This window comes from Leuconostoc fallax KCTC 3537, from assembly GCF_000165675.1.
GTDB lineage: Bacteria > Bacillota > Bacilli > Lactobacillales > Lactobacillaceae > Leuconostoc_B > Leuconostoc_B fallax.
On sequence record NZ_AEIZ01000023.1, the window covers coordinates 61,342 to 85,456 of the forward strand.

16 protein-coding genes and 6 pseudogenes are annotated in these 24,115 nt (G+C 38.8%); 3 read left to right on the forward strand and 19 right to left on the reverse strand.

Features of this window, described 5'->3' with window-relative positions; translation table 11 throughout:
* Positions 1–31: 31 nt before the first annotated feature.
* From LEUFL_RS13245 to xerC, 10 genes and pseudogenes are all read right to left on the reverse strand, one after another.
* Positions 32–352, reverse strand: a complete 321-nt coding sequence (locus LEUFL_RS13245) for a shikimate kinase (protein ID WP_308736784.1) — start codon at positions 350–352, stop codon at positions 32–34.
* A gap of 106 nt (positions 353–458) precedes the next feature.
* Positions 459–1,316, reverse strand: coding sequence for a prephenate dehydrogenase (locus LEUFL_RS0106935; RefSeq protein WP_010008427.1), 858 nt, complete (start codon positions 1,314–1,316; stop codon positions 459–461).
* Positions 1,313–2,604 (reverse strand): annotated as a pseudogene (aroA, locus tag LEUFL_RS11950) (3-phosphoshikimate 1-carboxyvinyltransferase). The gene LEUFL_RS0106935 and the pseudogene aroA overlap by 4 nt, the downstream one beginning before the upstream one ends.
* A 54-nt stretch (positions 2,605–2,658) precedes the next feature.
* Positions 2,659–3,833: pseudogene (gene aroC / locus LEUFL_RS11955) on the reverse strand (chorismate synthase).
* A gap of 19 nt (positions 3,834–3,852) precedes the next feature.
* A complete protein-coding gene (gene aroB, locus LEUFL_RS0106950; protein WP_029508702.1) occupies positions 3,853–4,911 on the reverse strand; it encodes a 3-dehydroquinate synthase in 1,059 nt (352 codons plus the stop codon).
* A gap of 52 nt (positions 4,912–4,963) precedes the next feature.
* Positions 4,964–5,956, reverse strand: a complete 993-nt coding sequence (gene aroF, locus LEUFL_RS0106955) for a 3-deoxy-7-phosphoheptulonate synthase (RefSeq protein ID WP_010008430.1) — start codon at positions 5,954–5,956, stop codon at positions 4,964–4,966.
* Positions 5,953–6,792, reverse strand: coding sequence for a shikimate dehydrogenase (aroE, locus tag LEUFL_RS0106960; RefSeq protein WP_010008431.1), 840 nt, complete (start codon positions 6,790–6,792; stop codon positions 5,953–5,955). Before aroE ends, aroF begins: the two co-directional genes overlap by 4 nt.
* Positions 6,789–8,732, reverse strand: a complete 1,944-nt coding sequence (gene tkt, locus LEUFL_RS0106965) for a transketolase (protein WP_010008433.1) — start codon at positions 8,730–8,732, stop codon at positions 6,789–6,791. Before tkt ends, aroE begins: the two co-directional genes overlap by 4 nt.
* A 337-nt stretch (positions 8,733–9,069) precedes the next feature.
* Positions 9,070–9,947: pseudogene (locus LEUFL_RS11960) on the reverse strand (aldose 1-epimerase family protein).
* A 22-nt stretch (positions 9,948–9,969) separates the two neighbouring features.
* Positions 9,970–10,896, reverse strand: coding sequence for a tyrosine recombinase XerC (xerC, locus tag LEUFL_RS0106975; RefSeq protein WP_010008434.1), 927 nt, complete (start codon positions 10,894–10,896; stop codon positions 9,970–9,972).
* A gap of 136 nt (positions 10,897–11,032) precedes the next feature.
* Between xerC and LEUFL_RS0106980 the strand changes: the two genes are divergently transcribed.
* Entirely contained in the window at positions 11,033–11,494 is a 462-nt protein-coding gene (locus tag LEUFL_RS0106980; RefSeq protein ID WP_010008435.1) for a hypothetical protein, read from the forward strand.
* Here the strand turns inward: LEUFL_RS0106980 and pyk are convergent.
* The 3 genes and pseudogenes from pyk to LEUFL_RS11965 form a co-directional block, all read right to left on the reverse strand.
* Positions 11,491–12,912 carry a pyruvate kinase gene (pyk, locus tag LEUFL_RS0106985; protein WP_010008437.1) on the reverse strand — a complete coding sequence of 474 codons (1,422 nt, stop codon included), beginning with the start codon at positions 12,910–12,912 and terminating at the stop codon, positions 11,491–11,493. The genes LEUFL_RS0106980 and pyk overlap by 4 nt on opposite strands.
* A gap of 110 nt (positions 12,913–13,022) precedes the next feature.
* Entirely contained in the window at positions 13,023–13,451 is a 429-nt protein-coding gene (locus LEUFL_RS13570; RefSeq protein ID WP_373419080.1) for an OB-fold nucleic acid binding domain-containing protein, read from the reverse strand.
* A 6-nt stretch (positions 13,452–13,457) separates the two neighbouring features.
* Positions 13,458–16,351: pseudogene (locus LEUFL_RS11965) on the reverse strand (DNA polymerase III subunit alpha); the annotation flags it as partial.
* Positions 16,352–16,465: 114 nt separating this feature from the next.
* Between LEUFL_RS11965 and LEUFL_RS0106995 the strand changes: the two are divergent.
* Positions 16,466–16,660, forward strand: a complete 195-nt coding sequence (locus LEUFL_RS0106995; RefSeq protein WP_010008439.1) for a YjzD family protein — start codon at positions 16,466–16,468, stop codon at positions 16,658–16,660.
* A 59-nt stretch (positions 16,661–16,719) separates the two neighbouring features.
* On the opposite strand, the gene pepT is transcribed toward LEUFL_RS0106995, so the two are convergent.
* The 6 genes and pseudogenes from pepT to LEUFL_RS0107030 all read right to left on the reverse strand — a co-directional run bounded on the left by pepT (position 16,720) and on the right by LEUFL_RS0107030 (position 23,442).
* Positions 16,720–17,961: a peptidase T gene (gene pepT, locus LEUFL_RS0107000; RefSeq protein WP_010008441.1), complete on the reverse strand. Its 1,242-nt coding sequence runs from the start codon at positions 17,959–17,961 to the stop codon at positions 16,720–16,722.
* Positions 17,962–18,015: 54 nt separating this feature from the next.
* Entirely contained in the window at positions 18,016–18,813 is a 798-nt protein-coding gene (locus LEUFL_RS0107005; protein WP_010008443.1) for a Nif3-like dinuclear metal center hexameric protein, read from the reverse strand.
* A complete protein-coding gene (locus LEUFL_RS11970) occupies positions 18,810–19,436 on the reverse strand; it encodes a tRNA (adenine(22)-N(1))-methyltransferase (RefSeq protein ID WP_308736785.1) in 627 nt (208 codons plus the stop codon). Before LEUFL_RS11970 ends, LEUFL_RS0107005 begins: the two co-directional genes overlap by 4 nt.
* A gap of 151 nt (positions 19,437–19,587) precedes the next feature.
* Positions 19,588–20,887: pseudogene (gene rpoD / locus LEUFL_RS0107015) on the reverse strand (RNA polymerase sigma factor RpoD).
* 35 nt (positions 20,888–20,922) lie between these two features.
* Positions 20,923–22,769: pseudogene (dnaG, locus tag LEUFL_RS11975) on the reverse strand (DNA primase).
* Between the two features lie 172 nt (positions 22,770–22,941).
* Entirely contained in the window at positions 22,942–23,442 is a 501-nt protein-coding gene (locus LEUFL_RS0107030) for a methylated-DNA--[protein]-cysteine S-methyltransferase (RefSeq protein ID WP_010008445.1), read from the reverse strand.
* Between the two features lie 290 nt (positions 23,443–23,732).
* Here LEUFL_RS0107030 and LEUFL_RS0107035 point away from each other — a divergent pair.
* Positions 23,733–24,115, forward strand: a 383-nt coding sequence (locus LEUFL_RS0107035) for a LysM peptidoglycan-binding domain-containing protein (protein WP_010008446.1), incomplete at its 3' end; no start/stop codon positions are given.

Consider the following 24,115-nt stretch of genomic DNA (forward strand, 5'->3'; position numbering starts at 1 on the left):
GGTTTATCAACAATTTCAACGACATAATCAGCTACTGAACGGTATAGCGGGTCGCGCTTTTGCCATAATTCAAAAAAGCAAGTGTTGATTTTTGGTTCAAAAGCGGTCGTTGCTTTTCAGGTAGCAAGCGCTTGATTGTATCCTCTAATGGCCCATATAAATAAATAATAGTTGCGCCACTTTGCTTCAAAATGGCAACATTTTCAGGCCGATCAACACTACCGCCTCCTGTTGCAACAATACCCGGAAAACGAACTGCTTGCTGCAATACTTGTGTCTCAATATCGCGGAATGCAGCCTCACCATCTTCTGAAAAAATATTTGGAATAGTCTTATTCGCTGCTTTTTCTATTTCGTGGTCAACATCAAAAAACCAACGTCACGTTTTTGTGCCAATGTTTGTCCAACTAACGTTTTACCAGCACCCATAAATCCAATTAATATAATTGTTGGTGTCGTCATGCCTTTTCTCCTAAATGTTGTCGCGAATCTTGTGCACGTGATAGCAGTGCTTCTAATTCTAGTCGATTACCGTTTGTTAAAGCAATTTCAATTTCTTTTAAGGCTTCTGTATAAACGTGCAAACTATCAACGATACTATCTTGATTAGATAATAAGATATCGGTCCATACTTTAGCATTACTGCCTGCTATTCGCGTTGTATCTTTAAACCCACCCGCAACATATTGACCAAAGACTTGCGCATCGCCAAGTTGTTTTACCGCTGCGTTAACTAACGCAAAAGCTGCGATATGTGGGACATCGCTAATCATTGCCATCAAATCATCATGTTGCTGTGTATCTATTTCAGTGAAATTAGCCCCAATTGATTGTAAAATTTGCTTTAATTCTGGAACGTTTTGTTTAGATTGTTTATCAATAGGTATCAAAAAATAGGGCACCCCTTGATATAAAGTTGGATTCACAGCATCAAGGCCACTATTTTGCGTTCCAGCCATTGCGTGGCCACCAATAAATGTAATATACTGTTGATCAAAAGTAATCTTAGCTTGTTCAAAAATTGATTGTTTAGTAGAACCAGCATCAGTAATGATGACATCATCCTTTAACACCAGTTGACCTAATGTTTTAATGGTACTAAGAATAACAGAAACTGGCGTTGCTAAAATAATAACATCAGCCTTTCCAGCGACTGCACTCAAATTCGTCGTGCCCTCATGAATGATTTGCTTTGCGCACGCTTCATTAATAATATCTGTATTTTGATCAACGCCAATAATATGATGCTGATGATATAAAGCCGCAGCTAATGAACCACCCATCTCACCTAATCCTTGGATTACTATTGTCTTCATGAGATTACCTGCTTAAGATCCGATAGAAATTCAGGATACGATACTGCCATTGCTAGTTCATCTTGCAATGTAACATCTCCAGCTGTAATTAATCCTGCTACTGCTAACATCATCCCAATACGATGATCACCATGACTATTAACCGTTGCTGATACTTTCGTTTGCAATGGTGTGCCACCATGAATAATCATGCCATCAGATGTTTCTTCGATATTGGCACCTAATTTTTTAGTTCCGTAACAACTGTTGCAATACGATCTGTTTCTTTTACACGTAGCTCTTCGGCTCCGCTAATCACGGTATCCCCTGATGCTTGAGTCGCGGCTAATGCCAAAATGGGCAACTCATCAACTGCACTTGGAATATCAGCAGCAGTAATATTAATACCCTGCAAGTCTTGTGATCGAACAGTTATGTCAGCAATTGGTTCACCTATCGTATCATGCTGATGTATCTCAATTATTGCACCCATACGTTCCAGCAATGTTAACACGCCAATTCTAGTTGGATTAACACCAACATTTTTTAAAGTAATTTCTGAATGTGGTGTGATAAGCGCAGCAACAATAAAAAATGCAGCACTAGAAATATCACTTGGCACCAAAACTTGCTGTCCTAACAACCGTTCTTGCTGAGTCACCGTAATCTGATTGCCATCAATTTGAATATGTCCACCAAATTGTTGCAACATCCGCTCAGTATGATCGCGGCTCTTAATTGTTTCAATAACTGTGGTTTCACCTTCGGCTTGCATACCAGCTAATAATATCGCACTTTTAACTTGAGCAGAGGCCACTGGCATTTGATATGTGATGCCATGCAACGTGTTATTCGCTTGAATAACACCCGGTAAATAGTTGTCTTGCGACAATTCAAATTTAGCGCCCATTTGTTTTAATGGTTCACTTACACGATTTAATGGTCGCTTTGATAACGATGCATCTCCAAATATAGCTAAATCAAATGGCTGACGACTTAGCAAGCCCATTAATAGTCGTGTAGAAGTGCCTGAGTTCCCCATATCAAGTGCCTGATTGGGTTGATTAAAATGACCTAAGCCCCGCCCATTAACCAAGACACGTTCATCATTATAATCAATATCGACACCCAAACTTTTAAACACACCCATTGTATGTAATACATCTGCAGAGGTGAGAAAGTTCTTAATTTCTGTTTTGCCCTCAGCAATAGCGCCAAACATCAGTGCTCTGTGAGAAATACTTTTATCACCAGGTACGAGTAGTTCGCCGTGTAACCCTTTTTGTGTTGCTTTTTGTAATTTAATCATAGTTGTTAATCCTTATGTACGAGGTAAATCCTTACCCCACCTTTACGTCGCATTTTAAAATTGTTGTGTCTCTTGACGATACACTGCGACTTGTTCTTTCATACGCTCGATATTGTCAGCGTCAAACTTATCAAGTACTGCTTTAGCAAGTTCAATCGCTACCATTGCTTCAGCAATCACAGCTGCTGCTGTAACAGCAGTCGTATCAGAACGTTCAATACTTGCCTTGTGATCTTGATGTGTATCAATATCAACACTTTGCATTGGTCGATACAAAGTTGGAATTGGCTTAACAACACCACGTACAATGATGGCACCACCAGTGGTCATACCACCTTCAAAACCACCTAAATTATCGCTACCACGGTAGAATCCTTTTTCTTCCGACCAGAAAATTTCATCCATGACTTGATCACCGTATTTTTCAGCATTACCAAATCCGCCACCAAATTCAACACCTTTAAAGGCATTAATACCCACAATGGCGCTGGCTATTTTCGCATCTAATTTTGTATCAGCTGAAACATAAGAACCAAGGCCAACTGGCATTCCCGTAGCCATTACTTGAACAGTACCACCAACGGTGTTGGCATTTTTTTAGTTTGGTCAATAACGGTCTTAATTTCATCATCCGTTGCTTGGTCTAAAGTGCGCGTATCAAAACTTTCTGTTACCTCACGTAATTTCGCTAAAGTTTTATACTGTTCCAATTGCGCTAAGTCGGTCTTGGCTGGGCCAACATTAACCACAAATCCATGCACATCAACACCAATTTCACTCAGTAATTTTTTAGCAACAGCACCCACAGCAACCCGCATTGTCGTTTCACGTGCTGAAGAACGCTCCAACACATTACGCAAATCATGGTGTCGATACTTAATACCACCAACTAAATCCGCATGCCCCGGGCGTGGCCGTAATACTTTACGCAATGTATTTTCATCATTAGCAGGCGTATTCGGTGCCATAATTTTTGACCAATTATTGTGATCATCGTTGTGTACATTAAGCGTGATGGGTGATCCCAAAGTGACTTGATGACGCACACCAGTTAAGAATGTCACCTGATCTGTTTCAATTTTTTGACGATCTCCACGACCATACCCTTTTTGACGACGGGCTAACTGTTGATTAACATCTTCTTGTGTTATATGTAATCCCGCTGGGATACCTTCAATAACAGCAATCTCTTCAGGACCGTGACTTTCACCTGCAGTAACGTAACGCATAAATAATCCTCTTTTCAATTTAGATAAAATCCGGCATTTCGGATAATGATTTTTTAATAATTTTAGGTTGACCGATGCTTGTCAAACCAACCAAATTGAGCATACCATTGTGATTCTTTTTATCGTGTTTCAGTTGATCAAAAAATGCTGATGTTCCAATAATTTCAGACGAGGTTGGCAAGCCAACGGCATCTAGTCGTTGCTTTATTTGATCTGTCATCCCCTTTGGAGAAACACCATCTCTTTCAAAGCGTGATGTGATAGCAATCATGCCAATCGCAACAGCTTCTCCATGACGTAATTGACCGTGAGCTAATAGTTCAATCGCATGGCCTAATGTATGACCAAAGTTCAAAAATTGACGTTGCCCACTCTCTTTTTCGTCAGCCATCACCACTTTAGCTTTATAAGCGATGGCTTTTTCAGATAATTCCGGAGCATGTTGGCGTAAATCTTCAATTGATGTAATACTGCCAGTTAATTGGAAGAATGCTTCAGAATCAAGGGCTGATGTTTTCACAACTTCGCCATAACCTTCCACAAGATCACGATCAGTTAATGTCTTTAAATAGGTACTATCTACTAACACCAAGTCAGGTTGGTAGAAAGTGCCAATGATGTTTTTAGTCATTTCTAGATTAACCGCTGTTTTACCACCAACTGAAGAATCGACTTGTGCTGTTAAAGATGTAGCAATTTGAATAAATGCAATGCCTCGCATATAGGTGGAGGCAATAAATCCACCCAAATCACCAATGACACCACCACCTAGTGCAACTAACCCATCTCCTCGTGTAAACCCATACATCGCTAACTGTGATACAACATCACCAACTGTTGCTAAAGATTTTGACCCTTCGCCTGCGGGAACTTGTACAGGTAGCACATCAAATCCAGCAGCAGATAATTGTTTGACGACATCTGCAAGATATAGTGGTCCAACATTTTCATCTGTCAGAACTGCCACTTTTCTGGATGTCCATACTTCTTGAATCATCTCACCAATCTTAAGATGTAATGTATTATCTATTTTTACGTCATACTGCTTTGTCGCTAAATCAACATGTACTACTGTCATCATTAATCCCTTTCCATCCGTCAAAATCCATACGATAATATTTCAGTTCAAATTATTGAATTGCCGTTCTTACACGACGGACTTTATCTGCTAATTGCTTGAATTGCTCAGGTGTCAAAGCTTGAGCACCATCAACAAATGCTTCCTTAGGATGATCATGAATTTCGGTCATCAAACCTTGGGCGCCAGCAGCAACAGCAGCTAGTCCAATTGGCTCAACAAACTTAGAAACACCAGCAGCATGTGATGAATCAGCAATAACTGGGTAATGTGTTAAGCTCTTCAACACTGGTATTGCACTAACATCCATTGTATTACGCGTGTACTTGTTATCAAAAGTACGAATACCACGTTCCATTAAAATGATTTGATCATTACCACCAGCAGCGATATATTCAGCAGCATTCAATAAATCATCAATTGTGGCTGACATACCACGTTTCAAAACAACTGGCTTATTTTTCTGACCCAATGCTTTCAATAAAGCAAAGTTTTGCATGTTTCGTGTACCCACTTGGAAAATATCTGTGTACTGATCAACTAAATCAACATCGCGTGTATCCAAGATTTCAGTGACCATATCCATTTGCAATGTATCAGCTGCTTGACGATGGGCTTTCAAACCATCTTCACCATTACCTTGGAACGAATATGGCGATGTTCTGGGTTTAAAGGCACCGCCACGTAGAATTGTTGCACCAGCGAGTTGAACATCTTTTCCCATTTCCAACACATGTTCAGCACTTTCAATAGAATCCGGACCTGCCATAAAGACAAAATGATCACCGCCGATTATTGAATGCTTAGTCTTAATAATCGTGTCTTCAGGGTGGAAATCACGTGATGACTTAATCGCACCATGATGATTTGTGATAACTTCTACAACATCATCTTTAAAATCTGCTAATTGGGCATCATCAATTTGCTTGACACCAGCCAAGCCAATACGATTTTGATGGACAAACACCGGCTTAATCGGATTATGTGTATCCAAAGCCTTAGCCAAATTCTGCGCTGCATTCTCATTTTTCATTACAATAATCATTTTTTATTCTCCTCTATAACTGCTGTCATCATATCAATATTAGCTTGTTTGTCAAACCAATATTCAAAGCTTAGGGCACCCTGTTGCACTAACATGGGCAAGCCATTTTGGATATTCAACCCACGCTGATTGGCATCCTTCAATAATGTTGTGTAGTGATTACGATAAATCATATCAATCACCATACAATGTTGTGGTAATTGTTGAACTTGCTGTTTACTGAGCAAGGATTGATCATCATCCATTCCTACTGTTGTCGCATTAATTAAAATATCTGCTTGCTTAAGCTTCTGGTTCAATTGTTCAATATTGTCCAGATTTTCTAATGAAGCAATACCATCACTCAATGTTTCAATGGCATCTTGACGTTTCACCCAATCATTGTGATAACGATTAAAAACCATCAAATGTTGAACACCATAAGTTTTAGCCTGTGCGATCACTGCTCGCGCAGCGCCACCTGTCCCTAATATTATCACATTCTGTTTACGTTGATGCTCCGAAATACTCTTCCAAAAGCCATCACCATCTGTATTAATACCAATCCAACGATTGCCAACTTGTTTCACAGTATTCACTGCCTGCAACCGTTGTGCTAAAGGTGAAATTTCATCTAATTGTGTGATAATTTTTTGCTTATAGGGTGTTGAAACATTAAAACCACCAACATTCAGTACTCGTAAACCAGCGATGGCTGTTTCAAAATCTGATTCTGCGATATCAAACGCGTGATAATGCGCATCTATCTGATATTGTTTCATCATCGCGTTTTGCATTTTTGGTGACAGTGAGTGCCCCGCTGGGTGGGCAATCAAGCCATAAACTGTTGGTGTCATTGTAACGACTCCATAATTCTTTGTGAAATATGTGTTGCGGTCAGTCCAAAGTCGACCATCATCGCATTCGGCTGTGCGCTAGCACCGAATTGATCAATACCAAATATCAAGCCATCTTTTCCTACAACTGATTGCCATCCCAATGTATTACCTGCCTCGATGACTACATCTTTTTTCGCTTGTTCATCAATGATCGCAGCTTGATCTTTTTCATCGAGTTCCAGATAACGATTCAAATTGGGCATTGAAACCACTCGACTTGCAATATGATGATCAGCTAATTGTTGTTTAACCTGCATCGCCAGCTGAACTTCCGTTCCGGTTGCAATCAAGTTAACAACGGGCTGATCATCAGTTTCAACAATACCTGCACCATGCTGTATAATATTTTCCGCTTGTTCTGCAGTCGTCTCATTGCCAATTGTGCCACGGCTCAATATTAAAATCGTTGGTCGCTGTGTTGAGCGGAGGGCTTGACGCCAAGCCGCCGCAATCTCTTGTGCACTACCTGGCCGTAAGACATCAACACCAGGTATCATTCTTAGTCCCATTAATTGTTCAATTGGCTGATGAGTAGGACCATCTTCGCCAACGGTAATACTATCATGTGTAAAGATATAAATAACAGGTTGCTTTTGTAGTGCACTTAAACGAATACCAGCTTTCATATAATCTGAGAAAGCCAAGAATGTTGCACCAAATACTTTAGTTCCACCATGCAATGCAATACCATTCATAACAGTAGACATCGCAAATTCTCTCACACCAAACGCAATATTACGCCCAGCTAAATCATCTGAAGAAAAGACACCACTTTCTTCAATATTTGCGTTAGTCGATGCTATCAAGTCAGCCGAGCCGCCCCAAATATTTGGCACAGCTTGACTCATCTTTTGCAAAACAGCGTGTCCAATTTTACGCCCAGCTTGTAATGTCTGTAGCGCATCTAGATGAACATCCGAAATATCATGATGCTGTACAAATGCTTGGTAAGCCAATTTTTCGTCTTTAGTTGGCTGCTTTTGTAACGCTAAGCGTTGTGCAATTCGTTCTTGAATATTTTGCCGTAAATCTGTATCAATCTCAAACCCTGATAATGTTACATCAAGATTATCTGCTAATGTGTTAAGTTGCTTTTCCGTTAACGGCGTGCCATGCGCTTTACTTGTTCCAGCAAAAGGACCAGATTCACCAATAATCGTTTTAATTGAAATGAATGATGGTTCGGGTGACAATTTAGCATTTTCAATCGCATCATGAATGGCAATCAAATCATTACCATCTGCTACTTTTCTAACGTCCCAGCCATAGCTTTCAAATCTCTTCGGCATATCCGTAATATCACTGCGCGATTTCTCACCATCTAAAGTAATATCATTATCATCATGCAGCACAATTAATTTTTTGAGTTGCTGTTGACCAGCTAAGCTAGCTACTTCATGACTAATGCCTTCCATGAGGTCACCATCACCAACCAAAACATATGTGTAATGATCAATCACATTAGGAAATTGATGATGTAACTTTGCTTCAGCCATTGCCATACCAACGGCCATACCCAATCCCTGTCCTAAAGGACCTGTTGTCGCTTCAATGCCAGGTGTAACGTTAACTTCAGGGTGACCCGGTGTTATGCTACCGAACTGTCTAAAAGCAGCCAGATCCTCTCCAGTAATCGCAAACCCTGCCGTATGTAACATACTGTACAGTAAGGCAGAGCCATGACCAGCAGATAATACAAACCGATCACGATTTTCAAAATTAGGATTCTTGGGGTCGAGCATCATCTGATTCGCATATAACTCAAACAATGCAGGTGCAGCGCCGAGCGCGATACCAGGATGTCCAGAACCTGCCTTGGTAATCATCTTATTGGCAAGCAGCCGAACACTATTAATGATTTTTTCATCCAATTTTGTTACATTAATCTTATTTTCCATATTAATCCTCTCATTTTAAATTAAGAATATAAAAACCACATACAGTGTTAGCACAACACTATATGTGGTCTTATAGAAAGGATCCTCTTTCAATAAAAAACACTAAGTGTTGTTACACTTAGTGCTTGAAATCTTGAAAAAACTTCAGGTCACCAAGTGCGTCGGTAGCCGACGCACTTGATGCGACGGCCTAGGTAAACCAGAAGTAATAATAGCTATTTAATTTCAAGGATTTCTTATTCATGTCGTTCTCACTTTTAATTTATACTATAATCCTAACAGAACAAATTATTTTGTCAACTAAATTATTAAATATTTTTAAGAATGTGTTATAAAATTAGAAAAATGACAGACTATACGTGCCATTAAAAGTATCGCCTGCTGCAAGTACATTAATACCATACTTTTCTTTGAAGTTACCGGTAGCATCAACTGTATCTGCTAAGCCCCACCATGGCTCAATCGCAATAAATGGCGCTTCTTTACCTGCTGGTGTCCATATACCGACATACTGCGCATTGTCTAATGTCATACGCATACCGTGCTGATTGGCCAAGCGTGCCAATAATAACGATGTTTTTTGACGTTCTAATCGCAAAATAATCGCATCATCATGATAGTCTTCTTGTCGTAATCGTAATGGAATCTTGGCATCAAATGGTGTTGGCTGTGATGGATTAGAATAAGGACCAACTAAGCGAATGCGATCGTAAATTTTTCCGGTTCAACAGAAACATAGTAGTCTGAGAACTTACCGCCATCTAATGGTAAGTTAAAGGCAGGATGTCCGCCAACACTAAAGAACAAAGATTCTGCCGTATCCGTATTATGCACAATATACGCAATATGCAAAACATTGTCATCAGTGAGCTCATAACTAATATCAAATTGAAATTTAAAAGGATAGACACGATGTGTTTCTGGTGTATCTCCTAAACGAAAGATAACCTTGGTCGCACTACTTTCCACCACCGTAAACGTAGAATTACGGGCAAAACCATGCTGGTTCATGTAATAAGTTTCACCAGCAACTTGGAATTGATCGCCACGTAATCGTCCAACAATTGGAAATAGATTTGAGGCATGTCTTCCCCAATATTTTGGATCAGCAGTCCATATGTACTCTAATTTTGCTTGCTTATGCCATACACTAGATAGCTCAGCACCTAACTCATTAATCTCTACTTTAATCTCTTCATTTTCAAGTTTTATCATAATATTTATATTCTACCAATTTTTAGGATGATTGTGTATCGTTTAACTTAGCTCTTGGAAAGAAATTTTGATAATTTTTCTGCAGGCTCTCACGTGTAACATGCGTATAAACTTGCGTCGTGGATAAATTAACATGCCCTAACAATTCTTGAACAGTTCTCATATCAGCGCCATGATTTAACAAGTGTGTAGCAAACGTATGACGCAACATATGCGGATGTATTTTACCATTTAATGAGGACTGTTTCATTAATTGTGACAAAATATACGACACGCCTGCAGTCGTTAATGGTGCACCACGATTATTAACAAAAACGAAATCATGATCTTGCTGATACTGTGTTAGTAATTCTTGTCTCAACTCCTGCGTGTAACGTTGTAGTATATGATCTGCAAACTTACCAAATGGAACATACCGTTCTTTATCACCTTTTCCGCGAAGTAAAACTAACTTCTTTGAAAAATCAAGTTGTGGTAATCGTAAATTAACAATTTCAGCGACTCTTGCTCCTGTTGCGTACAATAATTCCAATAACGCGGCATTTCTCTGCCACAATTTTGTATGTTGATTATAGGCAGTATCAAAAAGTACCTTCATTTCTTCTTCATAAAAAAATTCTGGTAAATGATTTTGATGTTTACGTAGCGCAACATTTTCGAAAGGATTATCTTCTAGAACGTGGTTTGCCACTAAAAACTGATAAAACATACGTAGGCTACTAATTTTTCTAGCGATTGTTGTTCTAGCTAATGAGCGCTCATACAAATCATTAAGATACACACGAATATCCAATGTTTGCACTTTCGCATAAGATGTAAAACCACCATTTTGCTTCAAAAAATCTACAAATTCATGAATGTCAATCATATAAGCCTTAATTGTTTGCGCAGAATATAGCCGTTCAAATTCAAGATAATCTCGATATAATTGTAATTCACTTTTGTCCATGATTTCATTATAAAACAATCACAACAACAAAAGATTAAGAAGCGCTAAATTTGTTTATAAAATAATTGCAATCCTTAAATACCATATAAAAAAGATTTAAATTTCTTATAATTAAGAGAGTTACGGAGGAAATTATATGAAAATACCAATATCAACATCTTATAGGCAATTAAAAAGTATAACCGCATCCTTATCAAGTCGATTATTAATTGCTATTGATGGTTTTCGTTCTAACATTCTCAACAATCGCGATGCCCATAAGGTTCATCAACCGACTATTCGTTCCATTACAGTTGTTCCCTACGAATCATCAGCTAAAGCCGTGGATACTGATAGTTTTGCCTACGCAGCTAATGCTTCCATTGTTGAAGGTAAATTCGATCCTGATGAACATCATCACCACACCTCAAATTCAAATAAAATCAAACATTTTATCTTTCATCCCTTGCGTGCCTTCATACTTACTGTGATTCTAGTATTAGTCATCTATGTTGTTATTACTGCAGCACAAGCATTTGCTGATAATAAAACCCCTATCACAAATCAAAATACGCAAACAAAAAAGCGGTTAAATAACCGCTTTTTTATTTGTCATTAAACTGTTTGTACTGAAAGCATGTTAGTTGTACCAGATTGTGACATTGGTACACCAGCAGCGATAACAATTGTATCACCATCAGTAGCAAGTCCTTGTTCCTTGACTGCCTTCTTAGCCAATTCAACCATTTCATCAACAGTTTGTGGGGCTTCATATACAACAGGAGCAACACCGTAGTTCAATGTCAAACCACGTTGTACACGTTCTGAATATGTGATAGCTAAGATATCAACATCTGGGCGATGCTTTGAAATCATGCGGGCTGTGTAGCCTGAGTTTGTTGACACAACAACTGCCTTAGCATTAATGTTGCGTGCAATTTCAGCTACTGAGTTAGCAACTGCTTCAGTTGTATCTGTTTCATCAAAGAAAGTTGTTTCATGGCGACCGTATTGCTTCAATACAGTTTCAGCCTTTTCATTGATAGCTGCCATTGTTGCAACTGCTTCGACTGGATATTCACCGTTAGCTGATTCTCCAGAAAGCATTGTTGCATCTGTACCATCGAATACAGCATTGGCAACGTCAGAAGCTTCGGCACGTGTTGGACGTGGGTTTTCTTCCATTGAATCCAACATTTGAGTAGCCGTGATAACTGGCAAACCTGACTTGTTCATCTTACGAATCATTTCCTTTTGAACCAAAGGAACGTTTTCGGCTGGAATTTCAACACCCATGTCACCACGTGGTACCATCAAAGCGTCTGAAACTTCCAAGATAGCATCAAGGTTATCAATACCTTCTTGAGATTCAATCTTAGGAATGATTTGAACATGTTCCATGTTCTTTTCTTTCAATAATGAACGAATTTCAAGAACGTCTTCTGGCTTACGAACGAATGATGCAGCGATGTAGTTGATTTCGTGATCCAATCCGAAGCGAATATCATCAGCATCTTTCTCAGTAATACCTGGTAAGTTAATTGAAACACCAGGCGCATTAACACCCTTACGTGAACCCAAGATACCATCGTTCTCAACACGAACAACTAATTCACGATTAGCGCTGTCCTTTTCAATAACAGTTGTACCTAACAAACCATCATCAAACAATACTTGTCCGCCTTCTTTGACATCGTCAAACAAGCCAGCATAAGTTACGGCAATCTTTTCCTTAGTTCCTTCAAGATTCTCGTCCATAGCAATACGAACAACATCACCAGTATGGAACTCAATCTTACCGTCAGCTTGCTTTGTTGTACGGATTTCAGCACCCTTTGTATCCAACAAGATACCAACAATCTTACCAGTTATCTTTTCAGCTTCATGAACGGCACTCATACGCGCCAAATGCTCTTCATGGTCTCCGTGTGAAAAGTTAAAGCGGAATACGTTTGCACCAGCTTCAATTAACTTTACGATAGTTTCGACATCTGATGACGCCGGTCCAAGTGTTGAGACAATTTTCGTCTTCTTCATGGTTAGATAAACTCCTTATAATCTTTATAGTTGCTTGTGCAACATTAACCAAAGTCTATTTTATACATTGTTTCGTAAATGTACAAGATGAAAACAATGAAAAAATTTTTCTATCGTCTGAAAATAATATTATCTGCGCCCAACAAAGGCGCTAAATCACGGATGATACCGGTTTCATCACTCAACCAATATTTTTGTTCTAATTGTGAACTTTTTCCAGTATTTTGCCAATGCACAACGACGGGTATCGGCCCGTGATGCTTTTTTAGTACATCACTCACGCGCCTTTTATTGTCATCATTATCGTGTTGCGCATCAAACTGCAAAAACCAAGTGCGTGAAGACGTTTTTGATACAGTTGGCTTCGGTGCCAAATTTAACTGTTGCGCAATCAAGCTAACTTGTCGTGTTGTCTCGGTTTTACCAGATATTAAAATAATTTGGCCAACTTTTAAGATATCTTGTACCTTTTGATAGAGATTAGGAAAAACCGTTACACTCAAACTACCGCTTGTATCGGATATGTTAACAAAAGCCATTAAATCGCCTTTTTTAGTCCGAATCGTACGCACACCATCGATTAAGCCCAAAACACCAATTTTCTGGTCGGCTTCTTTAATATCAGCAATTTGTGTCAGTTGATGTTCTGAAATAAAAGTGCCATAGTCATCCAGCGGATGCCCTGATAAGTTGACACCAATGACTTCTTTTTCTTTATTTAATCGCTCTGTTAATGCCAATTCCTCAACCTGAGCTATTTTCGTTTCGTTTAGAATCAAATCGCCAAAATTCGCTGCATCAATTAGGTCTGGCAAAGCACGCAATATCTCAGCGCGGTTATACCCAAAATGATCTAAAGCACCAGCATAAGCGAGTTGCTCTAGCACCTCTTGCTTACGTAATTTTTCGGGTATGCGACGAATAAAACTCTGTATCGAATGAAAGGCGCCATTTTCCTGTCGTTCAGCTAGTACAGCTGTTACAAAATCAGTGCGCACACCACGAATATTATTCAATCCCATTTGTAACGATTCTTGGTTAATCGTCCAAAAACGTTCAGATTGATTAACATCTGGGGCCTTCACTTCAATGTGCCGTAATTTGGCTGCTGTAACATATAAGCGCACTTTATCTTGATTACCAAGATTAGCATTTAACAAGGCCACAAAGAAGGCAATTGGATAGTTAACTTTTAAATAAGCGAGCTGATAAGCCATTTTACTATAAGCCACCGCATGCGAACGATTAAAGCCATAATTAGCAAATTCATCGATATAGTTAAAAATCTTGTCAGCTTGCTGATGTTCGTGACCCTTTGCAATGGCGCCCTGAATGAATTTATCATGCATTTCAGACATTTTTTGAACATTTTTCTTAGACATGGCACTACGTAAAATATCAGCTTCACCCAATGTGAAACCAGCATAAGTTTCTGCCACACGCATGACCTGTTCTTGATACACAATAATACCAAATGTTGGAGCTAAAATTGTTTTCAAACTAGCATCCGGTAAGGACGCTGGTTCTTTACCATGCCGTCTGGCAACAAAATGATTAATATTTTGCATTGGGCCTGGTCGATACAATGCATTAACAGCTGCGACCAATTCAAATGTTGTTGGCTGTAGACGTCTCAAAACGTTTTTAATTCCTGCTGATTCAAACTGGAAAACACCATCTGTATCTCCCTTAGCAAATAATGCTAAGGTCTGAGGGTCATCTAATGGAATTGTACTAATATCAAAATGATCTGGTAAATAAGGTTTGGCATAATAAAGCGCTTGACTGAGCAATGTTAAATTACGTAACCCTAACAAGTCAATTTTCAATAATCCTAGATTTTCAACCGTATCCTTCTCAAACTGTGTTAATAATTTATCTTCACTGCCCTTTTGAACAGGCAGTGTCTGAATTAAAGGAGATTCGCTTAACACAATACCAGCAGCGTGCGTTGATACATTACGCGGCAAACCTTCAATTTTTTGAGCCGTATCAAAGATTAACTGGCCATGCGGTAATTCACCCAGTAACTTTGATAATTGTGGTGTTTCATTGATTGCTTCTTGCAGTGTAAAATGTAATTTTTTGGCAAAGTGTGACTCAAACGACTAATATCTCGTTGCGACAAATCAAAGACACGTGCAGTATCCCTTAAAGCCTGTCGAGCAGCTAAAGTACCAAATGTGATAATTTGTGCAAAATTACGATGACCATATTTTTGATGGAGATAATCGAGCACTTGTTCACGCTTGTTATCTGGTAGATCAATATCAATATCTGGCATTTGAACACGGTCAGCATTCAAGAAACGCTCAAATAGTAAACCAAATTGAATTGGATCAACATCAGTTATATGTAGAGCATACGCTACCAAAGAACCTGCTGCCGAGCCACGACCAGGTCCCGTTTGGATATGATGTGTGTGTGCAAAATTAAGAATATCCCATACAATTAAGAAATAATCACTAAAACCTAATGCATTAATCACTGCTAACTCATGATTTAATCGCTCAACATAAGTATCATGAGATGATTTATTTTTAATTAAGCGTTGCTTAAGCCCTTCAGTTGCTAATTGCTCAAGATATTGCATACTCGTTTGTTCATGAGGGGTGACGAATTGTGGTAAGTTAACTTGCTTAAATGCGATACTAACATTTATTTTATCCACTAATTGCTCATTATTTTCAAACGCACGCCGTAATGTCGATGTTGCCTGATAGGCCTGGTCGATATCGTGAAACGGCCTCAGTACATGCGCCCCTTCTTGTTGTCGCAATAGCTCGATTCCTTCTAACTTAGTATTCGTATCAATTGCGCGTAACACTTGTGTGGTAAAGGCATCTGTCGGGTCTAAATAATCAACGTCGTCCAAAGCAATCAGTTGTGCTTGATTATTTTGTGCAAAATCAGTTAAATTTTGAAGAATCTGAGGTGCCAAAAAAGGATGAATGCCAACATATAAATCATCATGATTCAGCAAAGTAGTTAATTGCTGCCATGTCTCATTTAAAACCGATGTTTGAGTGCCAATGAGCTGTCCGATTTCACTATCATGTGGCAAGATAATAGCAATACCTGCTAAATCGTGTTTAAATTGATTAAATGACAATAGTTGCTGATCATCTTGTGTCATTTTCATAGAGGATATTCGCATTAAATTACGATAGCCAATGTCATTAGTAGCAATACAAATAACAGGAAATGCAGTTGCAGTGTTAACGAGACCCGCAACATGTAATGTGACGCCCAAAATCGGCTTAATATGATGTTGCTGTGCTGCATGATAAAATTCAACTGCGCCATAAAGATTGTTAACGTCAGTTAAGGCTAATGCCTGGTATCCTCTATCTTTAGCTTTACTTATAATTTCATTCACTGTATTGGGATTTTTTAATAGGCTATAACTACTAAAAATCTGTAATGGTGCATACATCATTGGCCTCCTAACACGTCTTAAACCTTCATAAGTATTATTATACTGAATTTATGGTCTTAGACTTGCTAAATTTTGTGAAAAGCGTATTATACTAATTGTTAATGAGGTGAAGATATGAAATATTTAACAGTGGCCTTCTGGTCTGCAGTTTTTGGTGAAATTCTTGGCTATATCGTTTCTCAATTAACTGGTGCTAGCTACTCATTTGTTTGGGTTGCTATCATTGCCATTATTGTTGGCGAAGTTGCACTGATTGCAATTCCAGCTATTTCTGGTCGTGCAATACCACAGAATAAAACCGAAAATTAATAAAAACTCGAATGTTGACACATTACCGTCAATGTTCGAGTTTTTATTTATCCTGTTAATCACTGCTGGGATAGTGCAATAATCTTTAAAATCGTATCCGTTGCTTGAGTCATCACTTGTGCTGAAACGTATTCAAAACGGCCATGCATGTTCTCTCCACCAGCAAATAAGTTAGGTGTTGGTAATCCTAAGAACGTTATTTTAGACCCATCTGTACCACCTCTTACGGGTTCGATAATTGGTTTAATATCTAGTGACCGCATCGCTGCTTCAGCTAGATTCACAGAACGCATATCGTCTTTCAAAATTTCACCCATGTTGTAGTATTGATCATTGATTGTCACAGTAATGCGTTGCTCATGCGCAAATCTTTGATTAAATTGTTCGGCAATATCAACTAATTTTTGTTTGCGATTTTCAAATTGCTTACGATTGTGATCACGCACAATGTAGCGCATCGTAGCACTTTCAGGTGTTCCTTCAATCATCATCAAATGCCAAAAGCCTTCAATTCCCTCAGTGTTTTCTGGCCGATCATGATCAGGTAACTGTGAATGAAAGTCCATGGCCACTTGAATCGCATTAATCATGCTATTCTTAGCCGTCCCAGGGTGAACATTACGACCAGCAATTGTTACTCGGGCATCCGCTGCGTTGAATGTTTCCCACTCTAACTCACCCAATGGCCCACCATCAACTGTATATGCAAAATCCGCACCAAAAGCATCAGTATCAAAATGATCAGCACCAATACCAATTTCTTCATCCGGCCCAAATGCAAAACGTAATGCACCATGTTTAACATCTGGATGTGTGACTAAATATTGAATAGCAGATACAATTTCAGCAACCCCTGCCTTATCATCCGCACCAAGCAATGTCGTACCATCCGTTGTGATTAAAGTATGCCCCATATACTTTTTTAAGCTTGGAAATTCCGACACAGTTAACTTATAGCCACTATCGCCTAATACAATCTCCGAATGGCCATCATAATTGGGGATAATTTGAGGGTTAACCTGTTTAGCGTTAAAATCAGCGGTGTCAACGTGCGCAATGAACCCAATTGTTGGGACGTTATCGTCATCAATATTCGCTGATAATTCAGCAAAGACATAGCCATCAGGCATCGTCCGGACATTTTCCAATCCAAGCGTTTCCAATTCCATAGACAAATCTCTTAAGAAGGCCACCTCTTTTGGCGAAGAAGGAATCGTCTTTGAATCTTCATCTGATTGTGTATCTATTTTTACGTAACGCAAAAAGCGATTCATTAATTCTGGATATTTTTCGTTTATCATTATTTCGTATTCGCAATCACGCTAATCAGCTTGATTACATCCCTTTCACTAGCATTAGATATATTGGTAAGGATCCGTATTCTCATGTGTTACATTAATATATTCCAAATCCCATTTATGTTCAATTTGCCACTGCCAGACCAATTCTGCCATTTTCTGATTCGCAATGGCCTCCATATGATGATCAGGATCAATGACAATAAAATCATTAGCTAAAATAGCGTGCCCAACATGGTAATACACATCTGCTGTTATGTAGGCATCAGCCCCTTTAGCTTGAGCAACGTCCCAGTAGCGACCGCCATCGCCACCCAAGACCGCAATCTTTTGGATAGCTTGATTTAAATTTCGCGCAATAACACGTACAGCTTTTACATTAAAAGTATGTTTTAACTTTTCTGCATACTCAGCGACTGTTATGGGTTCTGCCAGTTCACCTATTCGTCCAAGACCGGTTTCACCATCATCATTAGGGATTAATGGTTGTACATGTGTTAAACCCAGCTTCCCTGCTAACCAGTCATTCATACCACCCTTTGTCGCATCCAAATTCGTGTGAGAAGCGTAAACCACAATATTGTGTTTGATAAGTAGCGCATACATTTTATTTTGTGGCACAGATAAATCAAGATTTTTGGCAGGGTGAAACATAGCTTCATGATGTGCCCATATAAAATCAACATTCATTTCAATTGCTTCTTGAACAACTTCTGGTCGTACGTCCAGCGTTGTCATAACTTTATGAATTTCTTGTGTTGGGTCCCCAATTTGCAAACCAATTGGATCGCCTTTTTCAGCTAAATTTTTAGGTGCAAATTTTTCAATTTCATTGATTAATTCTTGTGCAATCATCTATTTAATACCTCTTGAATTTCCTGATAACGTTGAGACCATTCATCGTAAGCTTGTGTATTCATTTTATTTGCTTGTCGTAATTTCAACAAAATAATATGAATACGCTCCAATTCTTTTTCCCATCTCGCTTTAAAGGTAGGTGATTTTTGTTTACTTAGCACCGGTCCAAAATAAATATCTTGTCGGGATAATGTTTGTTTACCCTGCTCAATCATCATTACTTCGTAAAAATGCTTTCCCTCTTGCACGATACTTTCTGAATGAATCGTATAATCATGCTTCATTAACCATTCACGCACAATAAACTCATCGGTATTGGGTTGCAAAATGAGATTGGGAAAACGCTGATGTTGGGTTAACCCAGCAGATAATATTTCGGTAATTAAAATACCACCCATACCGGCAATAATCACAGTGTCGATTTTATCGTCCGGCGTTATAGCTTTCAAGCCGTTCGCTAAGCGTGGATGGACTATGTCTGCCAAACCCTGACTCTGTATTTCATGCTTTGCATTATCAAACGGTCCACGTGCCACCTCACCAGCAATAGCATAATCAATTTGTTGATGACGTGCTAAATAGGCTGGTAAATAAGCATGATCCGAACCAATATCAGCTATCCTTGCGCCCTTTTTACATAGTTTGCTACGGCTTGTAAACGTAGCGAAAGATGTGTACTATCCATACTTACTGTTTTTCCTTTAATAACTTTATACTCACTCAGTATAGCAAAAAAGCGGTTACCCACCGCTTTTATCAACGCTACTCATGTTACTCGTCCATGAAATCTTTCAATTGCTTTGAACGACTTGGATGTCTTAACTTACGTAGTGCTTTGGCTTCAATTTGTCGGATACGTTCGCGGGTTACACCAAATACACGACCTACTTCTTCCAAAGTACGGGTACGCCCATCTTCAAGACCAAAACGCAAACGCAATACATTTTCTTCACGATCAGTCAGCGTATCCAATACTGATTCAAGCTGCTCTCTTAACATTTCATATGCCGCAGAATCAGCTGGCGAAACAGCTTCATTATCTTCAATGAAATCGCCAAGATGTGAATCATCCTCTTCACCGATTGGTGTTTCTAATGAAACAGGTTCTTGTGCGATTTTAAGAATTTCTCTGACCTTATCTGGTACTAGGTCCATTTCAGCCCCAATTTCTTCAGGCAATGGTTCACGACCCAAATCTTGAAGCAATTGTCGTTGAATACGAATTAATTTATTAATCGTTTCAACCATGTGCACTGGAATACGGATTGTACGCGCTTGATCGGCAATAGCACGTGTAATGGCCTGACGAATCCACCATGTTGCATACGTTGAAAACTTGAATCCCTTTTGATAGTCAAATTTCTCAACGGCCTTCATCAACCCCATGTTACCTTCTTGAATCAAGTCCAAGAATTGCATACCACGGCCAACATAACGCTTAGCAATCGATACCACTAATCGTAAGTTAGCTTCCGCCAACTCTTGTTTAGCGATTTCAGCATCAGCATCACCAGCCTCAATACGCTTGGCGATTTCGATTTCTTCATCACCCTTCAGCAATGACACACGACCAATTTCCTTTAAGTACATACGTACCGGGTCGTTAATTTTAATGCCAGCCGGTGTATCCTCAGCCGCAGCTAATTCTTCCTTACTAGGCTTATTTTGCTTAGCACGCAATACTTCCGGTGCTGGATCGCCCTTTTCATCAACAATGGCAATACCAGCATCTTCAACTTTTTCCATCATGCGTTCAATATTCTCTTCATCTAGAGAGAAAGGTTGCGCCAAACGCGTTGCTAAATCATCGTACTTAACCTGCTTCAAAGGTTTAAATTCAGCAATCAAAGCCTTCAATGCTTTGTCATATTCTGGATTTTTTAATAGGACCAGATTTAGTACTTCTTTTATGTGTTGATGCTTTACCTGCAGCCGCTGCTTCTTCTGGTGTTTTACCTTGAGCTAAGGCCAACAACTCAGCTTTTTTGGCGCGGCTATTGTAGGAAACATGATGTTGATCTAAATATGCTTTAATATCTGAGATTTTACTTGATGCTGTAATAGTAGCCATATATTCTCCTGTAATGCAATGCTCATATAACTCAATTATAAACTATATTGTTGCTTTTGACGTTTAAGCTGTATCAGTTCTGTCATTAATGTAATCATTTGTGTCTGATCATGCTGCGCTTTAGCAATATTCAGCTTTTCTTGAATACGATTAATTTTTTCATCTAATGGTGCTTCTTCGACAATAATGTGTAAATAATCATGAATCGCTTCATCATTAATGGTAAGATCTCCGAATACACGTTCCATAGCCATTAATTTTTGATTCAACTCTGGTTTTTGAATAAAATCCATAAATTGCGCTAAATCAAATTGTGCTGGATGCTGGTTATGATAAATGTCAACCAGCATCATTAATAACTGATAATCGGAATGAATGAAAGCGAAACCCTCTGTCTGTTTAACATAAGCTAATACTGATGGTGACTTGATCATGGCCATGATCAATGCCCGTTCAGCCTGCTCAACTCTTGTAATACTGTGATTAACATCAACCGTTTCAAAAGAACTTTTGGCCTGTTCAACATCATTTTGTGTGCCATTAGAACGTTTGGGATGTGTTACTGATGTCTGCGTTACAATTTGTGCTAATTGCGCTTGTAATGCACTTTGAGACGTATTAAATTCATTAGCTAATCGTTTAATTTGAATATCTTGTTCGACGGGTGTTGCTTCTGCGATAATCGTCAATGCGTCGTTGATAAAACTCAGATATTGCGATTGATTACTCAAATTTTTTCCGAAACGCGCATTCTCGATTAGAAATTCTACTGGTGTTTGAACACTCTGTTGCAACGCCCGTTTTAAGTTATCAACACCACGTTGAGTTCTCATTTCATCCGGGTCCAAATTATCAGGTAACAGGACAATGCCCATTTTGATTTTTGGTGCATATTGACGAATTAAATGAATACTACGCTTGGCTGCGCGTTGCCCCGGTTCATCACCATCATAGACGAGCATGACTTGTTTTGCATACCGACTAACCAGTTGAATATGTTCTTTGGTCAATGCTGTACCCATTGTTGCCACACCAGACAATGTATCTGCCATATGCGCTGCAATGACATCCATAAAACCTTCGAATATGAATACCGTACTCGTCTGTCTAATGGTTGCTTTTGCTAAATCAAAATTATAGAGCAGTTTTGATTTATTAAAAAATGGGCTTTCAGGGCTGTTCATATACTTGATCTGATCATCAGGTCTAAGAGAACGACCAGAAAAGCCAACAACCTGTCCACGATCGTTTTTGATGGGCCATACAATTCTACCCGAAAAACGGTCTCGCAACTTACCATCAGAATTATTTTCAATAAAAAGCTCTGACTGACTTAACACATTGCTTGATATACCCTTATCTTGAGCATATTGCAATAAAACATTGTCTTCCGGTACAAAGCCAATACCAAAAGTCTGAATAATATCATCAGATAATTGACGCTTATTATGAAGATAAGCCAGTGCCTTTTCACCAGATGTTGTATTTAACAAGATATGTTGGTACATTTTTTGCGCATCAACATATAACTGATAAATTTGCTGCGTCGTGCCGTCTGTTTGATGGGTTACATTAGAGGCCATTTGTTGGCTGACAGTCATACCAACAGACTCAGCCAACGACAATACAGTTTCAGGAAAGCTCAACCCCTCTTTTTCCATAACAAATGAAAAACCGAACCCGAACGACCACACGAAAAACAATTATATACTTGCTTCGTTTCATCGACAAAAAGTGATGGATGATGATCATCATGAAATGGACAAGAACCATTATACTGCTTGCCACGTTTAACTAATTCAGTATATTGACCAATAACATCTATAATATTAACTTTTTGGCGAACTTCGTCAACAAAAGATTGCGGAATTTTACCTGCCACAAAGACCACCTTTCAATAACAAAAGTCGCAAACGAGCAGTCTGCGACTAAATACTAACAAATATAATTTTAGCTGTTTAACCGCTTTTTGTCAAGTCTCGGTTAACGCTATAAATGTTATGATATCAAGCTTTTACATCGTTTATAATACTCAAGTACCGATATTATGTTAACTAAACAATCGCTTTTTCCATCATTAATAATTGCCGTTTAAGATCTTTTCCTGCTCTATATTGTCCAATATCCCCATTTTGACGAATAATGCGATGGCACGGCACAACGAATAATACTGGATTTTTTGCAACAGCTGTTGCCACTGCTCGGACAGCGCTGGGATAGCCGACTTTTTGAGCCAATTGGCTGTAGCTCCATGTTTGTCCCCGCTTAATTGTTAATAGCGTTTGCCAAACTGCTCTTTGTAGGTCAGTACCACTATGAAAAGTAATGTGTTGACTAATTGGTGATTCTTCACCATTAAAGTATGCTTGTAAATATTGTGCAGCACCCACCGTCCGCATGTTATCTTCTATTAAATGTGCATCAGGAATATACTGATGTATTTCTGACAGGCCATGATTTGGAGAACCCACAAAGCTCAAACTCAACTGACCATCGACGGCCAAGTAATAAGTCATATCATTGATAGTATATTGATCATAATAAAGTATTACCATATTCTCACCTCGGTTTTTCCAACTAATATAGATAAAATTAAGATAAAATTGTATTTTCTTCTATTATATAATCAATCAATCTACTAATTATATGTTAGTAGTATGTATAATATTACAAATTGTCATCTCACTGACTTAAAAATAGTAATCAATTTAAGAATATATCACGCGCTTAACATTAATCCATTTTTGTCCTTGTTTAAAAAAGTGAAGTAATATCACTGTAATCGCTAAGGTTCAGAATAGTATTCGTAACATTGTTATTGATATACACAAACGGAGGAAACAAATTGACTACTATCGCTACTAACTTTACTAAAGCTATTCTAGGAACAGCCGCAGCTGCAGGATTACTTATTGCAGGCGGTAGCGCAGCATCTGCTGACTCAAACTATACAATTAAATCTGGCGACACATTAAACAAGATTGCCGTCGCAACTTACGGTGATGCACAAGCTTCAGCTGGTGTATCTGCTATCGCTAAGGCAAATAACATTACCAATGTCAACTCAATCTTTGTTGGTAAAACATTGGTAATCCCTAGCCTTTCAGGTAATACAACGACAACACAAACACAAGCACCTGCTGTTAAGCAAGCTGCTTCAACTCAACAAGCTGCTTCAACTCAACAAGCTGCTTCAACTCAACAAACTGCACCAACTCAACAAACTGC

Excerpts from the sequence above, each read along its gene's own strand:
- LEUFL_RS0107030 (WP_010008445.1), bottom strand. The coding sequence starts at position 23,442 with ATGGTAATACTTTATTATGATCAATATACTATCAATGATATGACTTAT.
- LEUFL_RS13570 (WP_373419080.1), bottom strand. The coding sequence starts at position 13,451 with ATGGCTTTTGTTAACATATCCGATACAAGCGGTAGTTTGAGTGTAACG.
- tkt (WP_010008433.1), bottom strand. The coding sequence starts at position 8,732 with ATGGAAAATAAGATTAATGTAACAAAATTGGATGAAAAAATCATTAAT.
- aroB (WP_029508702.1), bottom strand. The coding sequence starts at position 4,911 with ATGACAGTAGTACATGTTGATTTAGCGACAAAGCAGTATGACGTAAAA.
- pepT (WP_010008441.1), bottom strand. The coding sequence starts at position 17,961 with ATGATAAACGAAAAATATCCAGAATTAATGAATCGCTTTTTGCGTTAC.
- LEUFL_RS0107005 (WP_010008443.1), bottom strand. The coding sequence starts at position 18,813 with ATGATTGCACAAGAATTAATCAATGAAATTGAAAAATTTGCACCTAAA.
- LEUFL_RS0106935 (WP_010008427.1), bottom strand. The coding sequence starts at position 1,316 with ATGAAGACAATAGTAATCCAAGGATTAGGTGAGATGGGTGGTTCATTA.
- aroF (WP_010008430.1), bottom strand. The coding sequence starts at position 5,956 with ATGATTATTGTAATGAAAAATGAGAATGCAGCGCAGAATTTGGCTAAG.
- xerC (WP_010008434.1), bottom strand. The coding sequence starts at position 10,896 with ATGGACAAAAGTGAATTACAATTATATCGAGATTATCTTGAATTTGAA.
- LEUFL_RS0106980 (WP_010008435.1), top strand. The coding sequence starts at position 11,033 with ATGAAAATACCAATATCAACATCTTATAGGCAATTAAAAAGTATAACC.
- aroE (WP_010008431.1), bottom strand. The coding sequence starts at position 6,792 with ATGACACCAACAGTTTATGGCTTGATTGCCCACCCAGCGGGGCACTCA.
- pyk (WP_010008437.1), bottom strand. The coding sequence starts at position 12,912 with ATGAAGAAGACGAAAATTGTCTCAACACTTGGACCGGCGTCATCAGAT.
- LEUFL_RS0106995 (WP_010008439.1), top strand. The coding sequence starts at position 16,466 with ATGAAATATTTAACAGTGGCCTTCTGGTCTGCAGTTTTTGGTGAAATT.